Origin of the sequence: Plantibacter sp. CFBP 13570 (assembly GCF_014841395.1) — a bacterium.
GTDB lineage: Bacteria > Actinomycetota > Actinomycetes > Actinomycetales > Microbacteriaceae > Plantibacter > Plantibacter auratus.
In genome coordinates this window covers 63,376-81,911 of sequence record NZ_JACYTW010000011.1, presented here as the reverse complement: position 1 = coordinate 81,911, position 18,536 = coordinate 63,376, and the positions used below count along the sequence as shown (strand labels likewise).

General features: G+C 68.3%; 19 protein-coding genes. 7 read left to right on the top strand and 12 right to left on the bottom strand.

The annotated features are described in order from the left end of the window. The 4 genes from IFT89_RS06330 to IFT89_RS06315 all read left to right on the top strand — a co-directional run. A partial coding sequence (locus IFT89_RS06330; protein WP_202938532.1) for a helix-turn-helix transcriptional regulator occupies positions 1–435 on the top strand: 435 nt, incomplete at its 5' end. A 245-nt stretch (positions 436–680) separates the two neighbouring features. Continuing rightward, on the top strand, positions 681–2,060 hold the full coding sequence (locus IFT89_RS06325) for a TrkH family potassium uptake protein (RefSeq protein WP_191940235.1): 1,380 nt from the start codon (positions 681–683) through the stop codon (positions 2,058–2,060). Beyond that, complete coding sequence (locus IFT89_RS06320) at positions 2,053–2,739, top strand: potassium channel family protein (RefSeq protein ID WP_240043972.1); 687 nt, start codon at positions 2,053–2,055, stop codon at positions 2,737–2,739. The genes IFT89_RS06325 and IFT89_RS06320 overlap by 8 nt, the downstream gene beginning before the upstream one ends. A 146-nt stretch (positions 2,740–2,885) precedes the next feature. After that, a complete protein-coding gene (locus IFT89_RS06315) occupies positions 2,886–3,428 on the top strand; it encodes a GNAT family N-acetyltransferase (RefSeq protein ID WP_202938531.1) in 543 nt (180 codons plus the stop codon). A 79-nt stretch (positions 3,429–3,507) separates the two neighbouring features. Here IFT89_RS06315 and IFT89_RS06310 read toward each other — a convergent pair whose 3' ends face one another. From IFT89_RS06310 to IFT89_RS06280, 7 genes are all read right to left on the bottom strand, one after another. Continuing rightward, the gene (locus tag IFT89_RS06310; RefSeq protein WP_202938530.1) at positions 3,508–4,107 is read right to left on the bottom strand and encodes a hypothetical protein; all 600 of its coding nucleotides are present in this window, start codon (positions 4,105–4,107) and stop codon (positions 3,508–3,510) included. A gap of 35 nt (positions 4,108–4,142) precedes the next feature. Continuing rightward, complete coding sequence (locus IFT89_RS06305; RefSeq protein ID WP_191940231.1) at positions 4,143–4,337, bottom strand: hypothetical protein; 195 nt, start codon at positions 4,335–4,337, stop codon at positions 4,143–4,145. Positions 4,338–4,403: 66 nt separating this feature from the next. Beyond that, positions 4,404–4,745: a hypothetical protein gene (locus tag IFT89_RS06300; protein ID WP_228501453.1), complete on the bottom strand. Its 342-nt coding sequence runs from the start codon at positions 4,743–4,745 to the stop codon at positions 4,404–4,406. Further along, a complete protein-coding gene (locus IFT89_RS06295; protein ID WP_192019398.1) occupies positions 4,745–5,047 on the bottom strand; it encodes a hypothetical protein in 303 nt (100 codons plus the stop codon). The genes IFT89_RS06300 and IFT89_RS06295 overlap by 1 nt, the downstream gene beginning before the upstream one ends. A 156-nt stretch (positions 5,048–5,203) precedes the next feature. Further along, on the bottom strand, positions 5,204–5,881 hold the full coding sequence (locus IFT89_RS06290) for a tyrosine-protein phosphatase (protein ID WP_244650626.1): 678 nt from the start codon (positions 5,879–5,881) through the stop codon (positions 5,204–5,206). 45 nt (positions 5,882–5,926) lie between these two features. After that, a complete protein-coding gene (locus IFT89_RS06285; RefSeq protein WP_162852293.1) occupies positions 5,927–6,082 on the bottom strand; it encodes a hypothetical protein in 156 nt (51 codons plus the stop codon). A gap of 48 nt (positions 6,083–6,130) precedes the next feature. Next, entirely contained in the window at positions 6,131–7,240 is a 1,110-nt protein-coding gene (locus tag IFT89_RS06280) for a fatty acid desaturase family protein (RefSeq protein ID WP_202938529.1), read from the bottom strand. Between the two features lie 286 nt (positions 7,241–7,526). Between IFT89_RS06280 and IFT89_RS06275 the strand changes: the two genes are divergently transcribed. Then, positions 7,527–8,279 carry a GAF and ANTAR domain-containing protein gene (locus IFT89_RS06275; RefSeq protein ID WP_191940227.1) on the top strand — a complete coding sequence of 251 codons (753 nt, stop codon included), beginning with the start codon at positions 7,527–7,529 and terminating at the stop codon, positions 8,277–8,279. Positions 8,280–8,395: 116 nt separating this feature from the next. Next, entirely contained in the window at positions 8,396–8,974 is a 579-nt protein-coding gene (locus tag IFT89_RS06270) for a TerD family protein (protein ID WP_202938528.1), read from the top strand. 30 nt (positions 8,975–9,004) lie between these two features. Here the strand turns inward: IFT89_RS06270 and IFT89_RS06265 are convergent, their stop codons facing one another. Then, a complete protein-coding gene (locus tag IFT89_RS06265) occupies positions 9,005–10,510 on the bottom strand; it encodes a SulP family inorganic anion transporter (RefSeq protein WP_202938527.1) in 1,506 nt (501 codons plus the stop codon). A 212-nt stretch (positions 10,511–10,722) separates the two neighbouring features. Here IFT89_RS06265 and IFT89_RS06260 point away from each other — a divergent pair, with 212 nt between their 5' ends. Further along, positions 10,723–11,076, top strand: coding sequence for a MerR family transcriptional regulator (locus IFT89_RS06260; RefSeq protein ID WP_121291167.1), 354 nt, complete (start codon positions 10,723–10,725; stop codon positions 11,074–11,076). Positions 11,077–11,143: 67 nt separating this feature from the next. On the opposite strand, the gene IFT89_RS20725 is transcribed toward IFT89_RS06260, so the two are convergent. From IFT89_RS20725 to IFT89_RS06240, 4 genes are all read right to left on the bottom strand, one after another. After that, positions 11,144–14,548, bottom strand: a complete 3,405-nt coding sequence (locus tag IFT89_RS20725; protein WP_307783455.1) for a family 43 glycosylhydrolase — start codon at positions 14,546–14,548, stop codon at positions 11,144–11,146. A gap of 250 nt (positions 14,549–14,798) precedes the next feature. Further along, on the bottom strand, positions 14,799–15,842 hold the full coding sequence (locus tag IFT89_RS06250) for an ABC transporter permease (RefSeq protein WP_079704715.1): 1,044 nt from the start codon (positions 15,840–15,842) through the stop codon (positions 14,799–14,801). Beyond that, a complete protein-coding gene (locus IFT89_RS06245; RefSeq protein WP_374190792.1) occupies positions 15,839–16,963 on the bottom strand; it encodes an ABC transporter permease in 1,125 nt (374 codons plus the stop codon). The genes IFT89_RS06250 and IFT89_RS06245 overlap by 4 nt, the downstream gene beginning before the upstream one ends. Continuing rightward, the gene (locus IFT89_RS06240) at positions 16,960–18,486 is read right to left on the bottom strand and encodes a sugar ABC transporter ATP-binding protein (RefSeq protein WP_202938525.1); all 1,527 of its coding nucleotides are present in this window, start codon (positions 18,484–18,486) and stop codon (positions 16,960–16,962) included. Before IFT89_RS06240 ends, IFT89_RS06245 begins: the two co-directional genes overlap by 4 nt. Positions 18,487–18,536: the final 50 nt, after the last annotated feature.

The following is an 18,536-nucleotide window of genomic DNA, read 5'->3' as shown; positions in this document are numbered from 1 at the left end:
CCGGCCGCGCTCGCGCCCTACACGGCGCTCCGGCTGGCTGAGGCGCGCGTGGCCGCCGGTGATCGCCCCGGCGCACAGGACACGCTCGTCGTCGCGGTCGCCGAGGCGACGACGCTCGGTGCCGGCCTCGTGCTCGACGGTGCGCGGGCGTTGGCGGAGCGAGCGTCGCTGAACCTCGACGGCCGCCCCCGAGCGCGCGGCACGAGCGGCTCCATCGAGTTGACCGCCCGGGAGCGCCAGGTGCTGCAGCTCATCGCGGAAGGCCTGAGCAACCGACAGATCGGCGAGCGCCTGTTCATCAGCGCGAAGACCGCGAGCGTCCACGTCTCGGCCATCCTGCGGAAGCTCGGAGTGGCGACCCGGACCGAGGCCGCGATGGTCGCCGGAGCGAGCGGATTGCTCGCGGCGAGCGCCAGACACGCCGACCGACCCTGACGTCTGCCTGGCGGTGAAGTGGGTCCCGGCCGGAATCGAGGGGAAGCCGGCCGGGAACCCTGACAGGGCGAAAGGGTCCTGTCGGGCATCAGCGTAATCACGGAGCCGGGCGTCGTGTGGCCCGTTGCGCTCTGTGGATATGCGCGCGCCCCAAACATCTGTACTGATGACCGCATCGTCATCCGGAGCACGCGCGACATCGGTCCGCATCACCGACGAGCCGCACTGGCCGCTATGGTTCTCGGGTGGCGAGAGACGGATCGAGGTCGGCCGGCGGCAGAGCCCGCCGCCGTGGGCAACTCGCCGCCGCGCGTCCCGTCCAGGTCATCTCGATCGCGTTCGGGGCTGCGACCCTCGTCGGCACCCTGCTCCTGATGCTTCCCATCTCGAAGACCGGCCCGGGCGGCGCGAACCTCATCGAGGCGCTGTTCACCGCGACGAGCGCCATCTGCGTCACCGGCCACATCATCGTCGACACCCCGGTGTTCTGGACGCCGTTCGGGCATGCCGTCATCCTCGCGCTCATCCAGATCGGCGGCATCGGGGTGATGTCGTTCGCGACACTTCTCGGTCTACTCGTCGCCCGGCGGCTCGGTCTGCGGACGCGGCTCACCGCGGTCAGTGAGACCCACACGTTGGCGATCGGCGACGTGCGCCGGGTCCTGCGCGGCGTCATCCTCATCGCGCTCGGCGTCGAGGCCCTCTGCGCGATCATCCTCGCCCTGCGCTGGATGATCGGCTACAACTGGGCACCGGGCGATGCGATCTGGTACGGGGTGTTCCACGCGGTGTCGGCCTTCAACAACGCCGGCTTCGCCCTGTTCAGCGACAGCATCATGGGGTACGCGACCGACCCGTGGATCTCGCTGACCATCTGCGGGGCGGTCATCCTGGGCGGGCTCGGATTCGGCGTGATCCTGGAACTCCGACGGCGGTTCCGAACGCCCTCGCGGTGGACGCTGAACACGATGACCGTCGTCGTCGGCACCGTGATCCTGCTCGTCCTCGGTTGCGGGTTCATCACCGCGTTGGAGTGGTCGAACCCGGCGACGCTCGGTGCGCTCGCTCCGGCCGACCGGCTGCTGGCGGGGTTCACCGCCGGCGTCCTCCCCCGCACCGCCGGGTTCAACAACCTCGACGTCAGTCAGATGCACCCGGTCACGTGGCTCGTCACCGACATCCTCATGTTCATCGGCGGTGGCCCGGCGAGCACCGCCGGCGGACTCAAGATCACCACCTTCGCGGTGCTGTTCTTCATCATCGTGACCGAGCTGCGCGGCGGTGCGGCGGTGAACATGTTCGGCAAGCGTCTCCCACGGTCGACGCACCGGGAGGCCATCACCGTCGCGCTCCTGTCCGTCGGCCTCGTCGTCGGCGCAACGGCCGCGATCATGCTGATGACCGACTACAGCCTCGACCGCGTCCTGTTCGAGGTCATCTCCGCCTACGCGACGGTCGGACTCTCCACCGGCATCACCGCCTCTCTCCCGGTCGCCGCGCAGCTGATCCTGGTGGTCCTCATGTTCGTCGGCCGCATCGGCCCCATCGCCCTCGGTTCCGCGCTCGCGCTTCGGACCGAGACCCGTCTGTATGAACTCCCGAAGGAGCGTCCGATCATTGGCTAGACCGTTCAGCAACAAGCGTCAGCGTGGCGTCGAGTCCGTCGTCGTCATCGGCCTCGGCCGGTTCGGCCGTGCCCTCGCCGTCGAGCTCGTCGACTCGGGCACCGAGGTCCTCGGGATCGACACGGACGAGGACATCGTCCAGTCGCTCAACGGCGTCCTCACCCACGTGGTGCGTGCCGACACCACCCGTGACGGCGTGTTCGACCAGCTCGGCATCGACGAGTTCGACCGCGTCGTGATCGCCATCGGCACCGACCTGCAGGCGAGCATCCTGACCGCGTCGCTCCTCAAGCGCCGCGGCACCACGAACATCTGGGCGAAGGCCGTCAGCGAGCAGCACGGCCTGATCCTCGAGCAGATCGGGGTCGAGCACGTCGTCTACCCGGAGTCCGACATGGGGCGTCGCGTGGCGCACCTCGTCCGCGGCGGCGGGATGCTCGACTTCCTCGCGGTGGAGAAGGACTTCGTCATGGCCAAGACGACCGCTCCGGCAGAGGTCGTCGGGCAGACGCTGACCGCCGCGCGCATCCGCGACCGGTTCAGCGTGACCGTCGTCGCCGTCCGCCAGGACGACCGGTGGACCTACGCGACCGGCGACACGGTCCTCACCGCCGGCCAGCGGCTCCTCGTCCTCGGCCCGACGGACAAGACGGAGCGGTTCGCAGCGCTGCCGCGGTAGACCCCGTAGCCGTCGGCGACGAAGGCTCGCACGTGCGGCGTCACCTCCGCCAGATCAGCGAGCGCCGGTTCCTCCGTGTGAAGGGGGCAGCGTCCACGTCCGGCCATCTCGGGCACGCGCCGTGGCGACCTTGCGATACTGGGCTGATGTCACAGCTGAGCCTGCAACCCATCGATCGCCCTCGGGACGACGACGCGTTCGTCGAGTTCTTGAGCACTCACGAGTTCCCCTTCCACGTGCGGCCGCGACCGACAGCTGAGGATGTACGCGCACGCCTGGTGGCCGGCGTCCTCGACGGGCCCGGCGCCTTCGGATGCTGGGTGCTCGCAGACGGCGAGGTGGTGGGAGTCGTCACCCTCGAGGACCTGGAGGACGACGCACCGTTGATCGACCTGCGGCTCGCCGAGGACGCGCGAGGGCGCGGGATCGGAACGGCGGTGCTGCCGGTCATCGTCACCGAGGTGTTCGGGCGGTTCCCGTCGGTCCGCAAGCTCGAAGGGCAGACCCGCGAGGACAACGTCGCCATGCGTCGTGCCTTCCGTCGGGCCGGCTGGGTGAAGGAGGCCCACTACCGCGAGGGCTGGCCCGTCAACGGCGGACTGCCACTCGCATCGGTCGCCTACGCGATCCTCCGGAGCGACGTGCAGTCGGGCACGACGACGCCGGTCCCCTGGGACGACGAGCCGTGAGGCGGGCCGGCGCGCGTGTCTCGGCGCGGACCGGGAACCGCCCTTGTGAGGACCGTCCGATCACTCTCGTCCGGTCCGGTCACCCCTGCTCGGGAGGAGACCACCAGGACGAGCCGTCTTCGACGGGCGCGGGCCCAGCCACGGCGGCCAGCGCACGCAAGTACTGATCACCCGTGCGGACGAGGGTGATGGTCCGGAGTCGATAGCCCAACGGGCCGGCGTGCCACGTCGCATCAGATCGAACCTCGAGCAGATACAACCAGCGACGTCTCAGTTCGGCGGGCACACCGACCCACAGGAGGTCGGGTTTGTTCCGGCGTTCGAGCGCGCAGAGGACTCCCTCCGCGAGGAACGACCGCAACATGCCGCGGGTCGAGTCCAGATCGGGCGTCGGCCGACCGGGCGGAGGGTTCACGGGCCACTCGGGTCGAGTTTCGGAGAAACGGCGTTGGAACGATCGATCGAACCGGACTCTGGCGATCTCGCGGACGCGGATGACCGTGTAGCCGTCGAAGAACCCTCCTGTGGTTATCGGTGCGACGAGCACCCACTTGTGACCGATGGCGACGACGAACCCATCGAGGTTCTCGTCCGGGGCGGACACCCGGTTCAGCTTCACGATCGTGGAGCTCTGCTGGGCGAGACCGAGCCGCTTGAGGATCTTTGAGCGCGTCTGCATGGCTCATTCTCCCGCGAGAAGCCGGGCATCGCCCGTCACGGCAGCAACAGCAGACGCAATTCCCTCCGGGCCGCCTCGTCGACGCCGACTGTTTCGAAGACCCCGTCCGCATCGGCGACGAACGCCCGCACGTGCGGGGTCACCTCGTCGAGGAAGGCGTCGACCTGCTCCGACGTCCACGACGCCTGGCGGTCGTGGGTCGGGCCGCTGTGGGGTGCCGTCCCCGCCACTGTGGAGCCGTCTCCAAAGAGGCGATGGCGAACCGGCAGCTGCTCACCCGCGCCGCAGCTCGGTCTTCACCGGCCGAGATTGACGATGGCCCGCTGATAGGCGTCGAGGTTCGCACGCCGCCCGACGGCGACAGCCTCGACGGCGACGGCGTGGATCTCATCCGGCGTGTAGCGGTAGACGAGTCGGTACCTCGGCTTTCCGGATCCGTCCGGGTCGAAGTAGAGCTTGCGACAATCACCCAGGTCCCCGGTGCCGACCCGCGAGTCGAGCTTCACGCCCGCGATCTTCCCGTCCCGGACGAGGACGAGCATGTCCAGCGCCATCTTCTTCGTGGCGAGGTCCGGGAGCGCGTCGATGTCTTGCTGAAAGCCCGGGAGAAGAGCAGTCAGCTTGAGGGACGCCGCCATCAGCGGTAGTCGTCAGGATCGAGGCCGAGACCGAGAGCGACATCAGCCAGGGACCCCGACCCACCAACGGCAGCGCGCTCGCGCACCAAGTGTGCGATCTCGATGTCTTCGATCACAGGCAGCAACTCCGTGTAGAGCTCGAACGGGATGACGACGCCCTCGGCACGACGGTGACCGCCGAACACCATGGGCTGCGCCATCACACCCTCGGAGCGGAACCTGCGCAACGCGTTCGGCAACTCGGTACGCGCTTCAGACGTGGGCAGCACCGGCTGGATGGGCATCGCGGAAGAGATCGACATGGCGCAAGTGTACCAACTTCTCGTCCCGAAACTCGTACGACTTTGAGGACACCTGTGGGCTAGCGAGTGCTCGCAGCACGCTGGACGGCTCCGAACGTGCCGGCCGCGCACAGTCAAGGCAGCAGGAGCTGACGCAGCCTCTGTCGGGATGCTTCGTCAACTCCCAGGGTGTCGAAGACACCGTCCGCATCGGCGACGAAGGCTCGCACGTGGGGCGCCCACCTCGTCGAGGAAGACGTCGACCTGCTCCGAGGTCCAGGAGGCCTGGCGGTCGTGGGTCGGGCCGCCGTGGGGCACCGTCCCGGCCATGGCACGGACCGATGCCGCGTAGTCGTCGACGATGGCGTCATCGGTGACGCCGGCGTTGGCGAGGAGGAGCGCACTGATCATGCCGGTGCGGTCCCGGCCGGCTGCGCAGTGCACCAGGATCCCGGGTTCGGACGAGGCGACCGCATCGAGCGCACCGCGGACGAGCTCCGGCAGGATGCGCACGTTGTGTCGCCAGTACTCCGGGGAGTCGAGGATCGGCAGGCACACCGCACGGAACTCCGGATCGGTCTGATCCTCGGTCGGCGCGAGCGTCATCACCAGCTCGGCTGGTGGCCGAACACCAGGGTCGGTTTCGCGCGCTCCGGTCTCATCGGCGCTGCGGAGGTCGACCACGGACCGCAGCCCCCATCGCATCGCGGCGTCCCACCCTGCAGCGGTGAGCAGCTCGCGTCGGGGACCCCGCGCGATCCGCCCGTGCGCTGTCAGGCCGCTGGACGACAGCGGTGTCGGCAGGCCACCGAGATCCCTGAGGTTGCGCAGGCCGTCCCAGTCCAGATTCCGCATCCGGCAGAGCGTACCCGAACCGACCGGGCGGCTTCTGACTGCGAGTTAGCGCTTGCTGGCAGCGCGTCGGATGGCGCCGAAGACGATCGTGCCGATGATGAGGACGATGCCGATGATCCCGAGCCACAGCAGGCCCTTCAGCGCGAAGCCGACGATGGAGAGGATCGCCCAGATGACGAGGAGCACGATGATGATCTGCATGGCTTGGGTTCCTGATTCCGTGGGGTGATGGTGATCGGTGATGGTGACTCAGTGGATGCGGAGCTCGGCGACGAGCGGACACGCGAACGGGTCTCGAGCCCCGAGACCGACGCGGTTGAGGTAGCGGATGACGATCCCGTAGGAGCGTAGCAAGGTGGTCTCCGTGTAGGGGACGTCGAGCGCGGCGCAGTGGTCGCGGACCAGCCGTCGAGCCTCCTTGAGCGCGGGGCGCGGCATCGAGGGGAACAGGTGGTGCTCGACCTGGTAGTTCAGGCCGCCCATGAGGAACGACACCCACCATCCGCCGGCCACGTTCCGCGACGTCAGGACTTGCCGGGAGAAGAAGTCGACGTTCGCGTCATGGGCGATCGTCGGCATCCCCTTGTGGTTCGGGGCGAACGAGGCACCCATCATGACGCCGAACACCGCGAGCTGCACACCGAGGAACGCGCACGCCATACCGAACGGCAGGAACCAGAACACGACCGTGAGGATGATTCCGAAGCGTGCGACGAGCATCACGCCCTCGATCACCCGGTCGCGCACGCCGGCCCGCGTCCCGACACCGCTGACGACGGAGCGGATCGCGAGCCAGTGCAGGTTGAGGCCTTCGAGGGTGAGGAGGGGGAAGAACAACCAACCCTGGTGACGGTAGAAGATCCTCGCCGCCCGGTTCCGCACGGTGTCGACGTCCTCGGGCAGGAAGCGGATCGTGTCGGGTTCGATGTCGGGGTCCTTGCCCACCGTGTTGGGGTTGCCGTGGTGACGGGTGTGCTTGTTCATCCACCACGAGTAGCTCAGTCCGACCAGGAAGGTTCCGAGGAAGCGGCCCGCCCAGTCGTTCCAGGCACGGGACTCGAACACCTGCCGATGCGCGGCCTCGTGCGACAGGAAGGCGAACTGCGTGAACAGCACACCCAGAGCGGCCGCGACCAACAGCTGCAGCCAGGACTCACCGAGGAACGCGAAGGCGACCCAGCAGCCGGCGGTGGCCAGCACGAGCACGGCGAACAGCGTCCAGTAGAAGCCGTAGCGTCGTCGGAGCAGACCGGCCGACTTCACCTCGGCGAGGATCGCGGAGTAGCTCGACGTCCCGCCTGTCCGGGGTCTCCCACTGGGTCCGGTCCTCCGGAACCCGCTGCTGCGTTCGACCGTCATCGGACGCCCTCCGCCGGTGCGACTGGCGGCCTCGTCGACCACGATGGTCGCCGATGGCGCGCGCGAAGAAGGCCGACGGGGTGCGTGCTCATGAGGCTCCTGGGCATCATCAGAAAGGACGGACAATCCGGCAACCGGGGTCTGGGGCAGCGCTCGTTCAGCGTAGAACGGTCTCGCGACCCGGTGCAAATCCGCACGAGCGGGTCTCGACCACCGGCGGTCATGGACGACCTCCGGCCTCGGTTACGGTTGATCCGCTGATCAACAGATGAGGACGAACACGCCCATGGACGACACGCGCGAAGCACGGCTCATCGAGACGTTCGTGACCCTCACCGACAGCCTCGTCGCCGACTACGACGTCGTCGACGTGCTGCAGACGCTGGTCGACCGGGCGGTCGAATTGTTCGACGCCGCCGCCGGGGCCATCCACCTGGCAGACCGCGACGACGTCCTGCAGGTCGTCGCGTCCACGAGCGAGCGGAGCGAGTTCATCGGTCTCCTCCAACTCAACGCCGGCGAGGGGCCGTGCATCGCAGCGGTGACGACCGGCCGACTGGTCACCGCGGAGAGCGCCGAGGAGCTCCAGGAACACTGGCCGAGGTTCGCGGAGGCCTCGAAGGAACGCGGATACGCGGGCGTCCACGCGATCCCCATGCGGCTCCGCGACACGACCGTCGGGTCACTGAACCTGTTCCGCGAGACCGAGGGCGCCCTCAACGGCGCCGACGCCCGCGCCGCCCAGGCGCTGGCCGATGTCGCGACGATCAGCCTCCTCCAGCAACGCACGATCGAGAACGCGACGCTCGCCGCCGAGCAACTCCAGCGCGCACTCGACAGCCGGATCGCCATCGAACAGGCGAAGGGGTATCTGGCCCGTGCGGCGGGAGTCGACATGGACACGGCCTTCGGGATGATCCGGCAGTACGCACGCACCCGCCAGCGGCGGCTCGGTGACGTCGCCGCTGCGGTCGCCCGTGAGGAAGTGCCGCTCGACGAGGTCACGGCGGCCGGCTCCCCCGGAGCGGACGGCGCCTGACCGCCGCTCCGGCCGTGGGGTGGCTGGTCGATCCTCCACAACCCACTCCAAACTCAGCCGGAACAAGGCAGGATGGAGGTTCGAACATCACCGAGCACTCTCGAAGGAACACACCCATGGCAGGCCTCAGCCTCTCCAAAGGCAACAACCTCTCGCTCACGAAGACCAGCCCCGGGCTGACCATCGCCACGGTCGGTCTCGGGTGGGACCCGCGCACCACCGTCGGCGTCGCGTTCGACCTCGACGCATCCGCCATCCTCGTCGCCGAGAACGGCAAGATCCGCAGCCCCGCGGACTTCATCTTCTACAACCAGATGTCGACGCCCGACGGCTCGGTCGTGCACCAGGGCGACAACCGCACCGGCGAGGGTGACGGCGACGACGAGCAGATCACGATCGACCTCCGCGCCGTGGAGCCCGACGTCGCCCGCATCGTCATCGCGGTCTCCATCCACGACGCCGACAACCGCCGCCAGAACTTCGGCCAGGTCCGCGACGCCTTCTGCCGGGTCCTCGACCAGGACCAGCAGGAGATCGTCCGCTACGACCTCACCGAGGACGCGTCGCAGGAGACGGCGATGCTCTTCGCGGAGATCTACCGCCACAACGGCGAGTGGAAGTTCCGCGCCGTCGGCCAGGGGTACACCACCGGTCTCGCCGGCATCGCGGGCGACTTCGGCGTCCCGCTCGACTGAGCCGGACACAGGCGCCCGAACGGCCGGCGGTCAGTGACCGCCGGTCAGCTTGCCGGCCAGCCGGCTGTGGATCCGCGTACTCGCGTCGTTCATCCCCTCGATGACGACTCGCTTCCCGCGACGCTCGTACTTCGTGGTGATCGCGTCGAGGGCGGCGACGGTCGACGCGTCCCAGACGTGCGACTGTGAGAGGTCGATGACGATCCGCTCCGGGTCGTCGGCGTAGGCGAACTGGGTCGTCAGGTCGTTACTGGACGCGAAGAACAGCTCTCCGGTGACGGTGTACCGGGCGGTGGGCGTCGCGACCGACAGATCGACCGTGCGTTCGACGGTGGCGAGGTGGGCGACCCGCCTCGCGAACACGACCATCGCGGCGATCACACCGACCACGACGCCGATCGCGAGATTGTGCGTCAGGACCACCACGACGACCGTGGCCACCATGACGACGGTCTCGCCGAGGGGCATGGCGCGCAGGGTCCTCGGGTTGATGCTGTGCCAGTCGAAGGTCGCGACGGACACCATGATCATCACCGCGACGAGGGCGGCCATGGGGATCACCGCGACCACGTCGCCCAGCGCGACGACCAGGACCAGCAGGAACACCCCGGCGAGGAAGGTCGAGATCCGCGTCCGCGCGCCAGAGGCCTTCACGTTGATCATGGTCTGGCCGATCATCGCGCAGCCACCCATGCCGCCGAAGAACCCGGAAAGCACGTTCGCGATCCCCTGGCCCAGCGACTCACGGGTCTTGCCCGACGGAGTGTCGGTGACGTCGTCGACGAGTTTGGCCGTCATGAGCGACTCGAGGAGCCCGACCAACGCCATCGCGGCCGCATACGGGGCGATGATCGTGAACGTCTCCAGGGTGAACGGCACGTTGGGGATGAACAGGGTCGGGAGGCTGCGCGGCAGTTCGCCCTGGTCGCCGACCGTCGGCACGTTCAGTCCGGTGACCACGGTCGCCGCGGTGATGAGCACGATCGCGACGAGCGGGGCCGGCACGACACTCGTGAGGCGGGGCATGACGACCATGACCACGATGCCGACCGCGACGAGCGGGTACACGAGCCACGGCACGCCGATGAGGTTCGGAAGCTGGGCGGTGAAGATCAGGATCGCCAGGGCGTTGACGAACCCGACCATGACGCTGCGTGGGATGAAGCGCATGAGCTTCGCGACGCCGAGGAGGCCGAGGACCACCTGGAAGACACCGCCGAGGATGACCGTGGCGATGAAGTAGTCGAGGCCGTGTTCGCGGGCGACCGGGGCGATGACCAGGGCGATCGCTCCCGTGGCCGCCGTGATCATCGCCGGGCGGCCGCCGAGGAAGGCGATCGCCACGGCCATGACGAACGAGGAGAACAGCCCGACCTGCGGATCGACACCCGCGATGATCGAGAAGGAGATCGCCTCCGGGATGAGCGCCATGGCGACGACGAGGCCCGCCAACACCTCTCTGGTGAGGATGCGGGGGCTGCGGAGGGCGGAGAGGACGGTGGCGTCCGGTGCGGCGGATGTGAGGCCAGTGGCCATGAGTGCTCCTGTCGGAGTCGGGGTCCTCAGCGCGAGGACCGGATGGGAATGTCTGGGTCCGGCGCTGCGGTGCGCACGCCACCGACCGCGCGGGGGCTTCACGCGCGGGAGAATGGTGGGGAGATGCGGCCCGACCGGCCGTCAGCGATGACTCTACCCTAACGTAAGGGTTGATTTGAAGTGAGGCGACCGTGACGAGCGAACCGACCACCATGCACATCGGCGAACTCGCCGAGCGCACCGGACTCTCGCTCCGCACGCTGCGGCACTACGACGACGTCGGTCTGGTCTCGGCCTCCGCGCGCACCGAGGGCGGATTCCGCTTGTACACGCAGGACGACTACGACCGCCTCATCCTCATCCGGCGCATGAAACCGCTCGGCTTCTCGCTTGAGGAGATGGCCGAGCTCCTCCGGGTGATCGACGCCATGGACACGGCACCCGACGACGACACCCGCGCGATCCTCGACGGCTTCATCACCGACGCGGCCGAGCGCCGCGCCAAGCTACAACAGCAGCTCGCGATGGCGGACGAGTTCGTGTCACTCCTCGAAGCCCGCCGCTGATCAGCAACGATCCCGCCCGAGGTGACGATGGTCACCCCGGACGGGATCGATGCCGTGTCGGCGCGGGCTAGGCGGCGACGCGTCGGCGACGGACGACCAGCCACGCGCCGGCTGCGAGGAGCAGCCCGGCCAGGCCGACGAATCCGACGACCGAGACACCGGTGGTCGACAGCGCCCCAGGACCGGAGCCCGCAGCGCCGGGGGCCGCGGCATCCGCGGCCAGGACGGTCAGCGCCGCCTCAGCCGTGATGCCGGAGTCCGCACCCAGCGCCTGCAAGGTGTGTGCACCCGGCACCACCGTAGCGGGCACCCGCAGCGTCGCCACGAACGCACCCGAAGCGTCCGCGACGACGGTCCCGAGGTCGGTCGGGGTGGAGAACAGCGTGAACCGAACCTGCTCCCCCGCGGCGAAGCCGGACCCGGACACCGAGATCGACTCACCCACCCGCACCGACGGCTGGTCGATCGTCAGCTTGCCCTCGGCACCGGGCACCGCGATCCGCTGTGGACCGACGCTCTCGAGGGTCGGGACGACCGGGTTCATGAGGCCCGTCTCCGGGTCGAACGTCAGCCGGTCGATCGTCGTCTCGCGGTGCTGGCCGTCACCACCCGGGATGGCGAACCGGTGGTAGACGATGTACCAGTCGTCGGTGCCCGGCACGTTGAGGATCGAGCTGTGACCGGTGGCGAGGATGCCGAGTTCGGGCTGCTTCTGCAGGATCACACCGCGGTACGTCCACGGGCCGTCCACACTCGTCGCCGTCGCGTACCCGACCCGGTAGTTCTCCGAACCGGTGTCGTCGATCGAGTACGTCAGGTGGTAGATCCCGTCCCGGTAGTTGACAAAGGCCCCCTCTCGGAAGTCGGTCAGGCCGTCGATGCGCTTGAGCGTGTCGGCCTTGAGCGACAGCATGTCGTCCGACAGCTCGGCGTACACCGGCGAGCCGTTGCCCCAGAACAGGTAGCTCTTCCCCGTCACCGGGTCGGTGAACGTGGCCGGGTCGATCGCCTGTCCCGAGGTCACCGCTTCGTCGTTGAGGATCATCGCGTTCGGCTGGGCCGTGAACGGACCGGCCGGGCTGTCCGCGACGGCGACACCGATGGTCTTCCGGTCGACCGAGGGGTTGTGGCCGCTGAAGTAGAAGAAGAACTTCCCGTCCTTCTCCCCTATCGTCGGCGCCCAGGCGTTGCCGGTCGCCCACGGCACGTTCCCGTTCGCGCCGTCGAGCGTGAGGATCGGCTCCGCCGAGCGCTCCCAGTCGACGAGGTCCTTCGACGACCAGACGAAGAACTCCTTGCCACCCCAGCCGGCGAAGCCGTCGGTGGTCGCATAGATGTAGTAGGTGTCGCCCCAGACGAAGACGTTCGGGTCGGCGTAGAGACCGGGGATGACCGGGCTCTTCATCTCGACCGCCCGCATCGTCCACGTCACGGCCTCACCCGAGGTCGGCGTCAACGTCACGGTCACCGGGCTGCTGAGGTCGACGGTGGTCCCCGAGGCGGGGCTCGCCATGACACCGGCCGCGGTCGTGAACGTCGGGCTCAAGGCGGTGCGGTCCGTCCCGGGCTGTACCGGGAAGACGACCTCGTGGCGGTCGTTGTCCACGATCGGAGCGGTCTTGAGCACGTCCTCCTCGAGGCCGATGTCGGTCAGCGCAGCGGTGTTCCCGGAGCCGGCGAGCACCTCGTCCGCCGAGAGCGCGCGGTTGTAGATCGCGAACTCTCGGAACGCACCCTTCAGGCGGTTGTCGGCGTCGTAGTTCGAACGGCCCAGGTAGTTGGCGCTCGTCCACCCGCCGCCGATGTCGCCCGGATCGGACGTCACGGTCCCGGTGCCGACGGCGATGCCGTCGAGGTAGATCGTGGCCGTGGTGCCCTGCAACGTGTACGTCAGCTTCGCCCAGCGACCGCGCGTCAGGTCCTTGCCCTGCGACACCGTCTGCTCTGTGCTCCAGTTGCCGGTCGCGAGGCTCGTCCGATACGCGTTGCCGGTGCTGAACAGGTAGCCGTCGCCGGCGCCACCGGTGGTGTTGCCGAGCCCGTAGATGAAGTACGGGTTGGCCTGCGTCGGGTCGATCCAGACCTCCGTCTCCACCGTGACGTCCTTCACGCCGGCGAGCAGGTTGTCCGGCAGCTTGACGTAGTCGTCGCCGCCGTCCAGCTGCAGCGCACCGTCGGAGAAGCTCGCACCGCCCTCGACCGCAGCGTCGAGGCCGTTGCCCGACATGTCATTGAGCGTCGAGCCTGCGGACCCGGCGAAGTCGTAACGGACGATCTCGCCGTCCTCGTTCGCGGGCACCGGCTCGGGTGCTCCGCCGAGGCTGTCCTCGAGCAGCTGCAGCTCTGCGGCGGTGACCGGGAGCACGGTACCGTGGCGCGGGCTCGCAGGCAGGTCGTAGTCCTTCGCGACCTGCCAGTCCGGGTTCGCGATGTCCTCGGTCTCGAGCGGGATGTAGCCGCGTCCGCCGTACTCGTCGACGAAGAGGTAGAACTTGTCACCGTTGACGTCGCCCGGGTTGGCGGCGAACGCCGTCGGCCCCTCGACCGCGCTGGTGCCGGCATCGCGACCGATGCAGGTGTCGAGCACCGTCCAGGACTCGAGCGTGGCCCGCAGGTCCGTCGAGGACTCCTGGATGATGTCGGCGCACCCGGTGCCACCGGCACCCTCGTCCTTGGTGAAGCGGTAGTAGGTGTCGCTCGACTTGATCACCGTCGAGTCGATCCGCGAGACACCCTGGTCCTGCCAGACCTGCGGCTCGCTGAACGTCGTGAAGTCGCGGGTGGTCGCGTACATCATGCGGTGGTAGCTGTTCCCGGTGTGGTCCGGGTCGTCGGCGCCGTAGAGCGACGAAGCCCAGAAGACCACGTACGCGCCGATGGTGTCGTCGTAGTACGCCTCGGGTGCCCAGGTGTTGCCGGCGTTCTCCGGTGCGACCTCGATGTGCCGCTGGTCGGACCAGGTCACGAGGTCGTGGGACTCCCACACCTCGAGGTAGTGGCTGCCCTTCCGGACCGAGTCACCCCAGGACGTGCCGCTGCCGATCGAGAGGTCGGTGGCGATGAGGTAGAAGGTGTCGCCCTCGGGAGAGCGGATGAGGAACGGGTCGCGCAGCCCCTTCGTGCCCTCGTCCGAGGTGAGGACCGGGCGTCCGGCGTTGAGTTCGTTCCAGTCGAGCGCGTTGTTGCCCTCACTGGCGGCGAAGTAGATGTTCTCGCCGGCGAGCGAGTTGCCGGTGAAGTAGGCGAACGCATAGCCCTCGTAGTCGGGGGCCGCGATCGCGGCGCGGACGGCCGCCGTGAACTCGCGCGTCGCGGTCGCCTCGCCCTGGCTCAGCGTGGCGGTCAGGGTGACGGTGGTGTCCGTGGCGGGGCGCGTCACGACACCGTCGGTGGTGATCACGGTGGTGTCCGACGACGCCCAGGCGATGTCGATCCCCTCGGGGGCTCCCGGCAGGGTCAGATTGCCGCGCACGTCGTCGACGTTCGCGATCGAGAGCGCCGCCGCGGCCGTCCTGCGCGGTCGGTGCGGCGGCGAGCGTCGTGGCGTACGGCCCACCCGTCGCGGCGGCCGCTCCGGTGACGCCGATCAGCGGGACGATCAGGGCGGCGACGGACGCCGCCACGACAGTTTTCAGGCGCAGTTGTCTCATGGGGGGTTGGTTCTCCTGGTTCGGCGTCGTTGTCGAGCGGGGTGGAACGGGCGATGCTGCGGGGAGGGGGCGTCAGGTCTTGCGTTTGCGCGAGACCACGAGTCGCTGGAGGAGGACGAAGACGAGCAGGATGCCGCCGGTGATGATGGTCGTCGCCTCCGGCGGGATGCTGCCGTCGCGGGTGATGAGCACGTTCATGAGGCCGAGGACGAGCGCGCCGACGACGGAGCCGAGGACGAAGCCGGCGCCTCCGGTCAGCAGCGTGCCGCCGATGATGACAGCGGCGATGGCGTCGAGCTCCCAGCCGACGCCCGTGATGTTCTGGGCGATGCCGAGCTTCGAGGTGTAGACGACGGCCGCGAGGCCGGCCAGCGTGCCGCTGATCACGTAGACCATGAGCTTCGTGCGGACGACGGGCAGCCCCATGAGCAGCGCCGACTGCTCCGAGCCGCCGATCGCGTAGACGGTCCGGCCGAGGCGGGTCTTGTGGAGCACCACGAACGCCGCGGCGACGACGAGCAGGGCGATCAGGACGTTCGGGGTGGTGATGAGGTCGTTGATCTTCGGGCCGTCGATCACCTTCCACTCGGTGGACAGCGAACGGATCGGCGAGTCGTCGGCGAGACGCTCCGGGGTGGTGCTGAGCATCGAGGCGAGACCACGCCCGAGGAACATCATCGCGAGGGTGGCGATGAACGGTTGCACGTTGAAGTACTGCACGAGCACGCCCGAGAACACGCCGAACGCGGAGCCGATCAGGATCATGATCACCATGACCGCGATCGGGTTCCAGCCCGAGTTCGCGAGCATCACCCCGATCAGACTGCTGATGGCGATGATCGCACCGACGGAGAGGTCCACGCCGCCCGTGAGGATCACGAAGGTGAGTCCGACGGCGAGGATGATCAGGTAGGCGTTGTTGATGAGCAGGTTCGAGATCGTGCTGGCCTGGACGATCCGTCCGTAGGCGATCTCGCCGTAGACGACCATGCCGATGAAGATGACGACGGCCGCCAGGGTGGGCAGGGTCTCGAGGTTGGGCGTCAGCCGGGACAGCAGCGAGCGCCGCGGGAGCACCGGAGCGTCGGGTGCCGGTCGGTCGGTGAGGGTGCTCATGCTGACACCGTTTCCTTTCGCGTGGGGACCGACGCCGTGTGCGTCGTCCGGGACTTCCGCCGGGCGAACAGGGCTCTCACGCGCTGTGACTGGAGGAGGCAGATGATCACGATCACGACGGCCTTGAACGCCGGCGTCGCCGAGGAGGGGATGGAGAGGAACACGATCGTCTTGTCGAGCGTCGCGATGAGGAGCGCGCCGATCACGCTGCCGGTGAGGGAGAACTTGCCACCGGCGAGCGAGGTGCCGCCGATGACGACCGCGAGGATGGCGTCCATCTCCGCGTTCAACCCGGTCTTCGCCACCTCGACCGTCATGACGCTGGCGGTGCTGAAGATCCCGGCGACGCCCGCGAGGACGGCGCTCACGATGTAGACGGCGATGAGGATGCCGATGGGGCGGATACCCGCCATCCGGGCGGCGCGCGGGTTGATGCCGATCGACTCGATCATCAGGCCGAGCGCGGTGCGCCGGACGAGGAACGCGACGATCGCGACGATGACACCGGCGATGATGAAGACGACGGGGAATCCGAACACGGTGCCGTTGGCGAGCCAGCGGAAGGGCTCGTTCGTGGCGGAGGTGTTCTGCCCCGAGGTGATGACCTTCGCGAGGCCGCGGCCGGCGAGCATCGTGATCAGCGTGGTGATGAACGGCTGTAGGCCGACGATCGAGACGAGCACTCCGTTGACGGTGCCGAGGAAGGCGCTCACGGCGAGAGCGAGCAGCGCTGCGACGATGGCCGAACCGGCGTCGCCGCCGCTCTGGTTGCTCATGAACTCCATCGACACGGCGCCGGAGACGGCCATGACGGAACCGACCGAGAGGTCGATGCCGCGGGTGGCGATCACGAGCGTCATCCCGACCGCGATCATCATGATCGGGGCGCTCGCACGCAGGATGTCGATGGGGTTGCCCGACAGGTTGCCGGTCGTGCCGTTGACGGAGACGCCGAGGTAGCCGGGGTCCTTGACGAGGTTGATGATGAGGAGGAGCAGCAACGTCACGATCGCCCAGATGTAGGGCTGGTGGACGATGGTGCTGACGACGCCGCGGGCTGAGCCCTGGCCGCCGCGTGCGGAGGAACCGGAACGGGCCGGCCCCTGACTGGTGGCGCTCACGTGGCGCTCCCTTCGGTGGCGATCAGGTCGACGATGGTGTCTGCGGTGACTTCGGGTCCGTTGACGATCTCGCCGATCTTACGATGGTCCTTCAGCACGACGATCCGCTCGCTCAAACGCACGACCTCCTCGAGCTCGGAGGAGATGAACACGACGGACATCCCATCCTCGGCGAGCGCGGCGATCGCCTCCTGGATCTCGGCCTTGGCGCCGACGTCGATGCCGCGGGTCGGCTCGTCGAGCACGATGAGCTGCGGCTTCGTCGCCAACCATCGGCCGAGGAGCACCTTCTGCTGGTTACCACCGGAGAGGTTCTTGATGGGTCGTTCCGGGTCGGAGGGGCGGACGTTGAGTTCGAGCAGGTACTTGTCGCAGAGCTCGTTCTGCTCGCGGCGGGAGAGCGGGCGCGCCCAGCCCCTGCGGGCCTGGACGGCGAGGATGAGGTTCTCCCGTACGGTCAGGTCGCCGATGATGCCTTCGTCGCGTCGGTTCTCCGTGGAGAAGGCGATCTGCTTCGACAGGCCGGCCATGGGCGTGTGGACCTCGGCGGTCGTGCCGTCGATCGTGACCGTGCCGGAGTCGGGACGGTCGGCACCGTAGATGAGCCGACCCAGCTCGGTGCGGCCCGACCCGAGGAGCCCCGCGAGACCGACGACCTCGCCGGCGTGGACCTCGATGTCGACGGGGTCGATCGAGCCCTTCCGCCCGAGGTCCTTGGCGCTGTAGAACGCCGGGGCGTCGGCTGTGGCGGTCCGGCCGCGGTTGGAACCCAGGGCGGCGAGCGCGCCGTAGTCCTTGCCGATCATCTTGGAGATGAGCTCGGTGCGGTTGAGGTCGGCGGTGCGGTACTCCCCGACGAACTCACCGTTGCGGAGCACCGTGAGTCGGTCGCTGATCGCGTAGACCTGGTCGAGGAAGTGGGAGACGAAGAGGATCGCGACGCCCTGGTCGCGCAGTCGGCGCATGACCTGGAAGAGGCCCTCCACCTCGTTGGCGTCGAGGCTGGAGGTCGGCTCGTCGAGGATGAGCACCTTCGACTTGGTGACCATGGCCCGGCTGATCGCGACGAGCTGTTGCAGCGCGAGCGAGATGCTCGAGAGCGGCTGCTTGGGGTCGATGTGCCCGAGGCCGAGCCCGACGAGCGCTTCGTGTGCAGCCTCGTGGGTGCGGCGCCAGTTGATGCCGAAGGGACCGCGGACCTCGTGGCCGAGCATCACGTTCTCGCCGACGGTGAGGTTGTCGCAGAGGTTCACTTCTTGATAGACGGTCGAGATGCCGGCGCTCTGCGCGTCCGCCGTTCCGGAGAAGGAACGGGGGCCTCCGGCGACCAGGATCGTACCGGAGTCGATCTTGTACACACCGGTGAGCGCCTTGATGAGCGTCGACTTGCCGGCGCCGTTCTCGCCCATGAGCGTGTGGACCTCGCCGGGGAAGAGACGGAAGTCCACGTCTTGCAGGGCTTTGACGCCTGGGAACTCGATGGAGATGTGCTGCATCTCGACGATCGGCTCGGTGATTGCCATGTCTGCCTGGTCGTTCTGCCGGTCGATCCGGCGTCGTCGCCGGGGAGTCT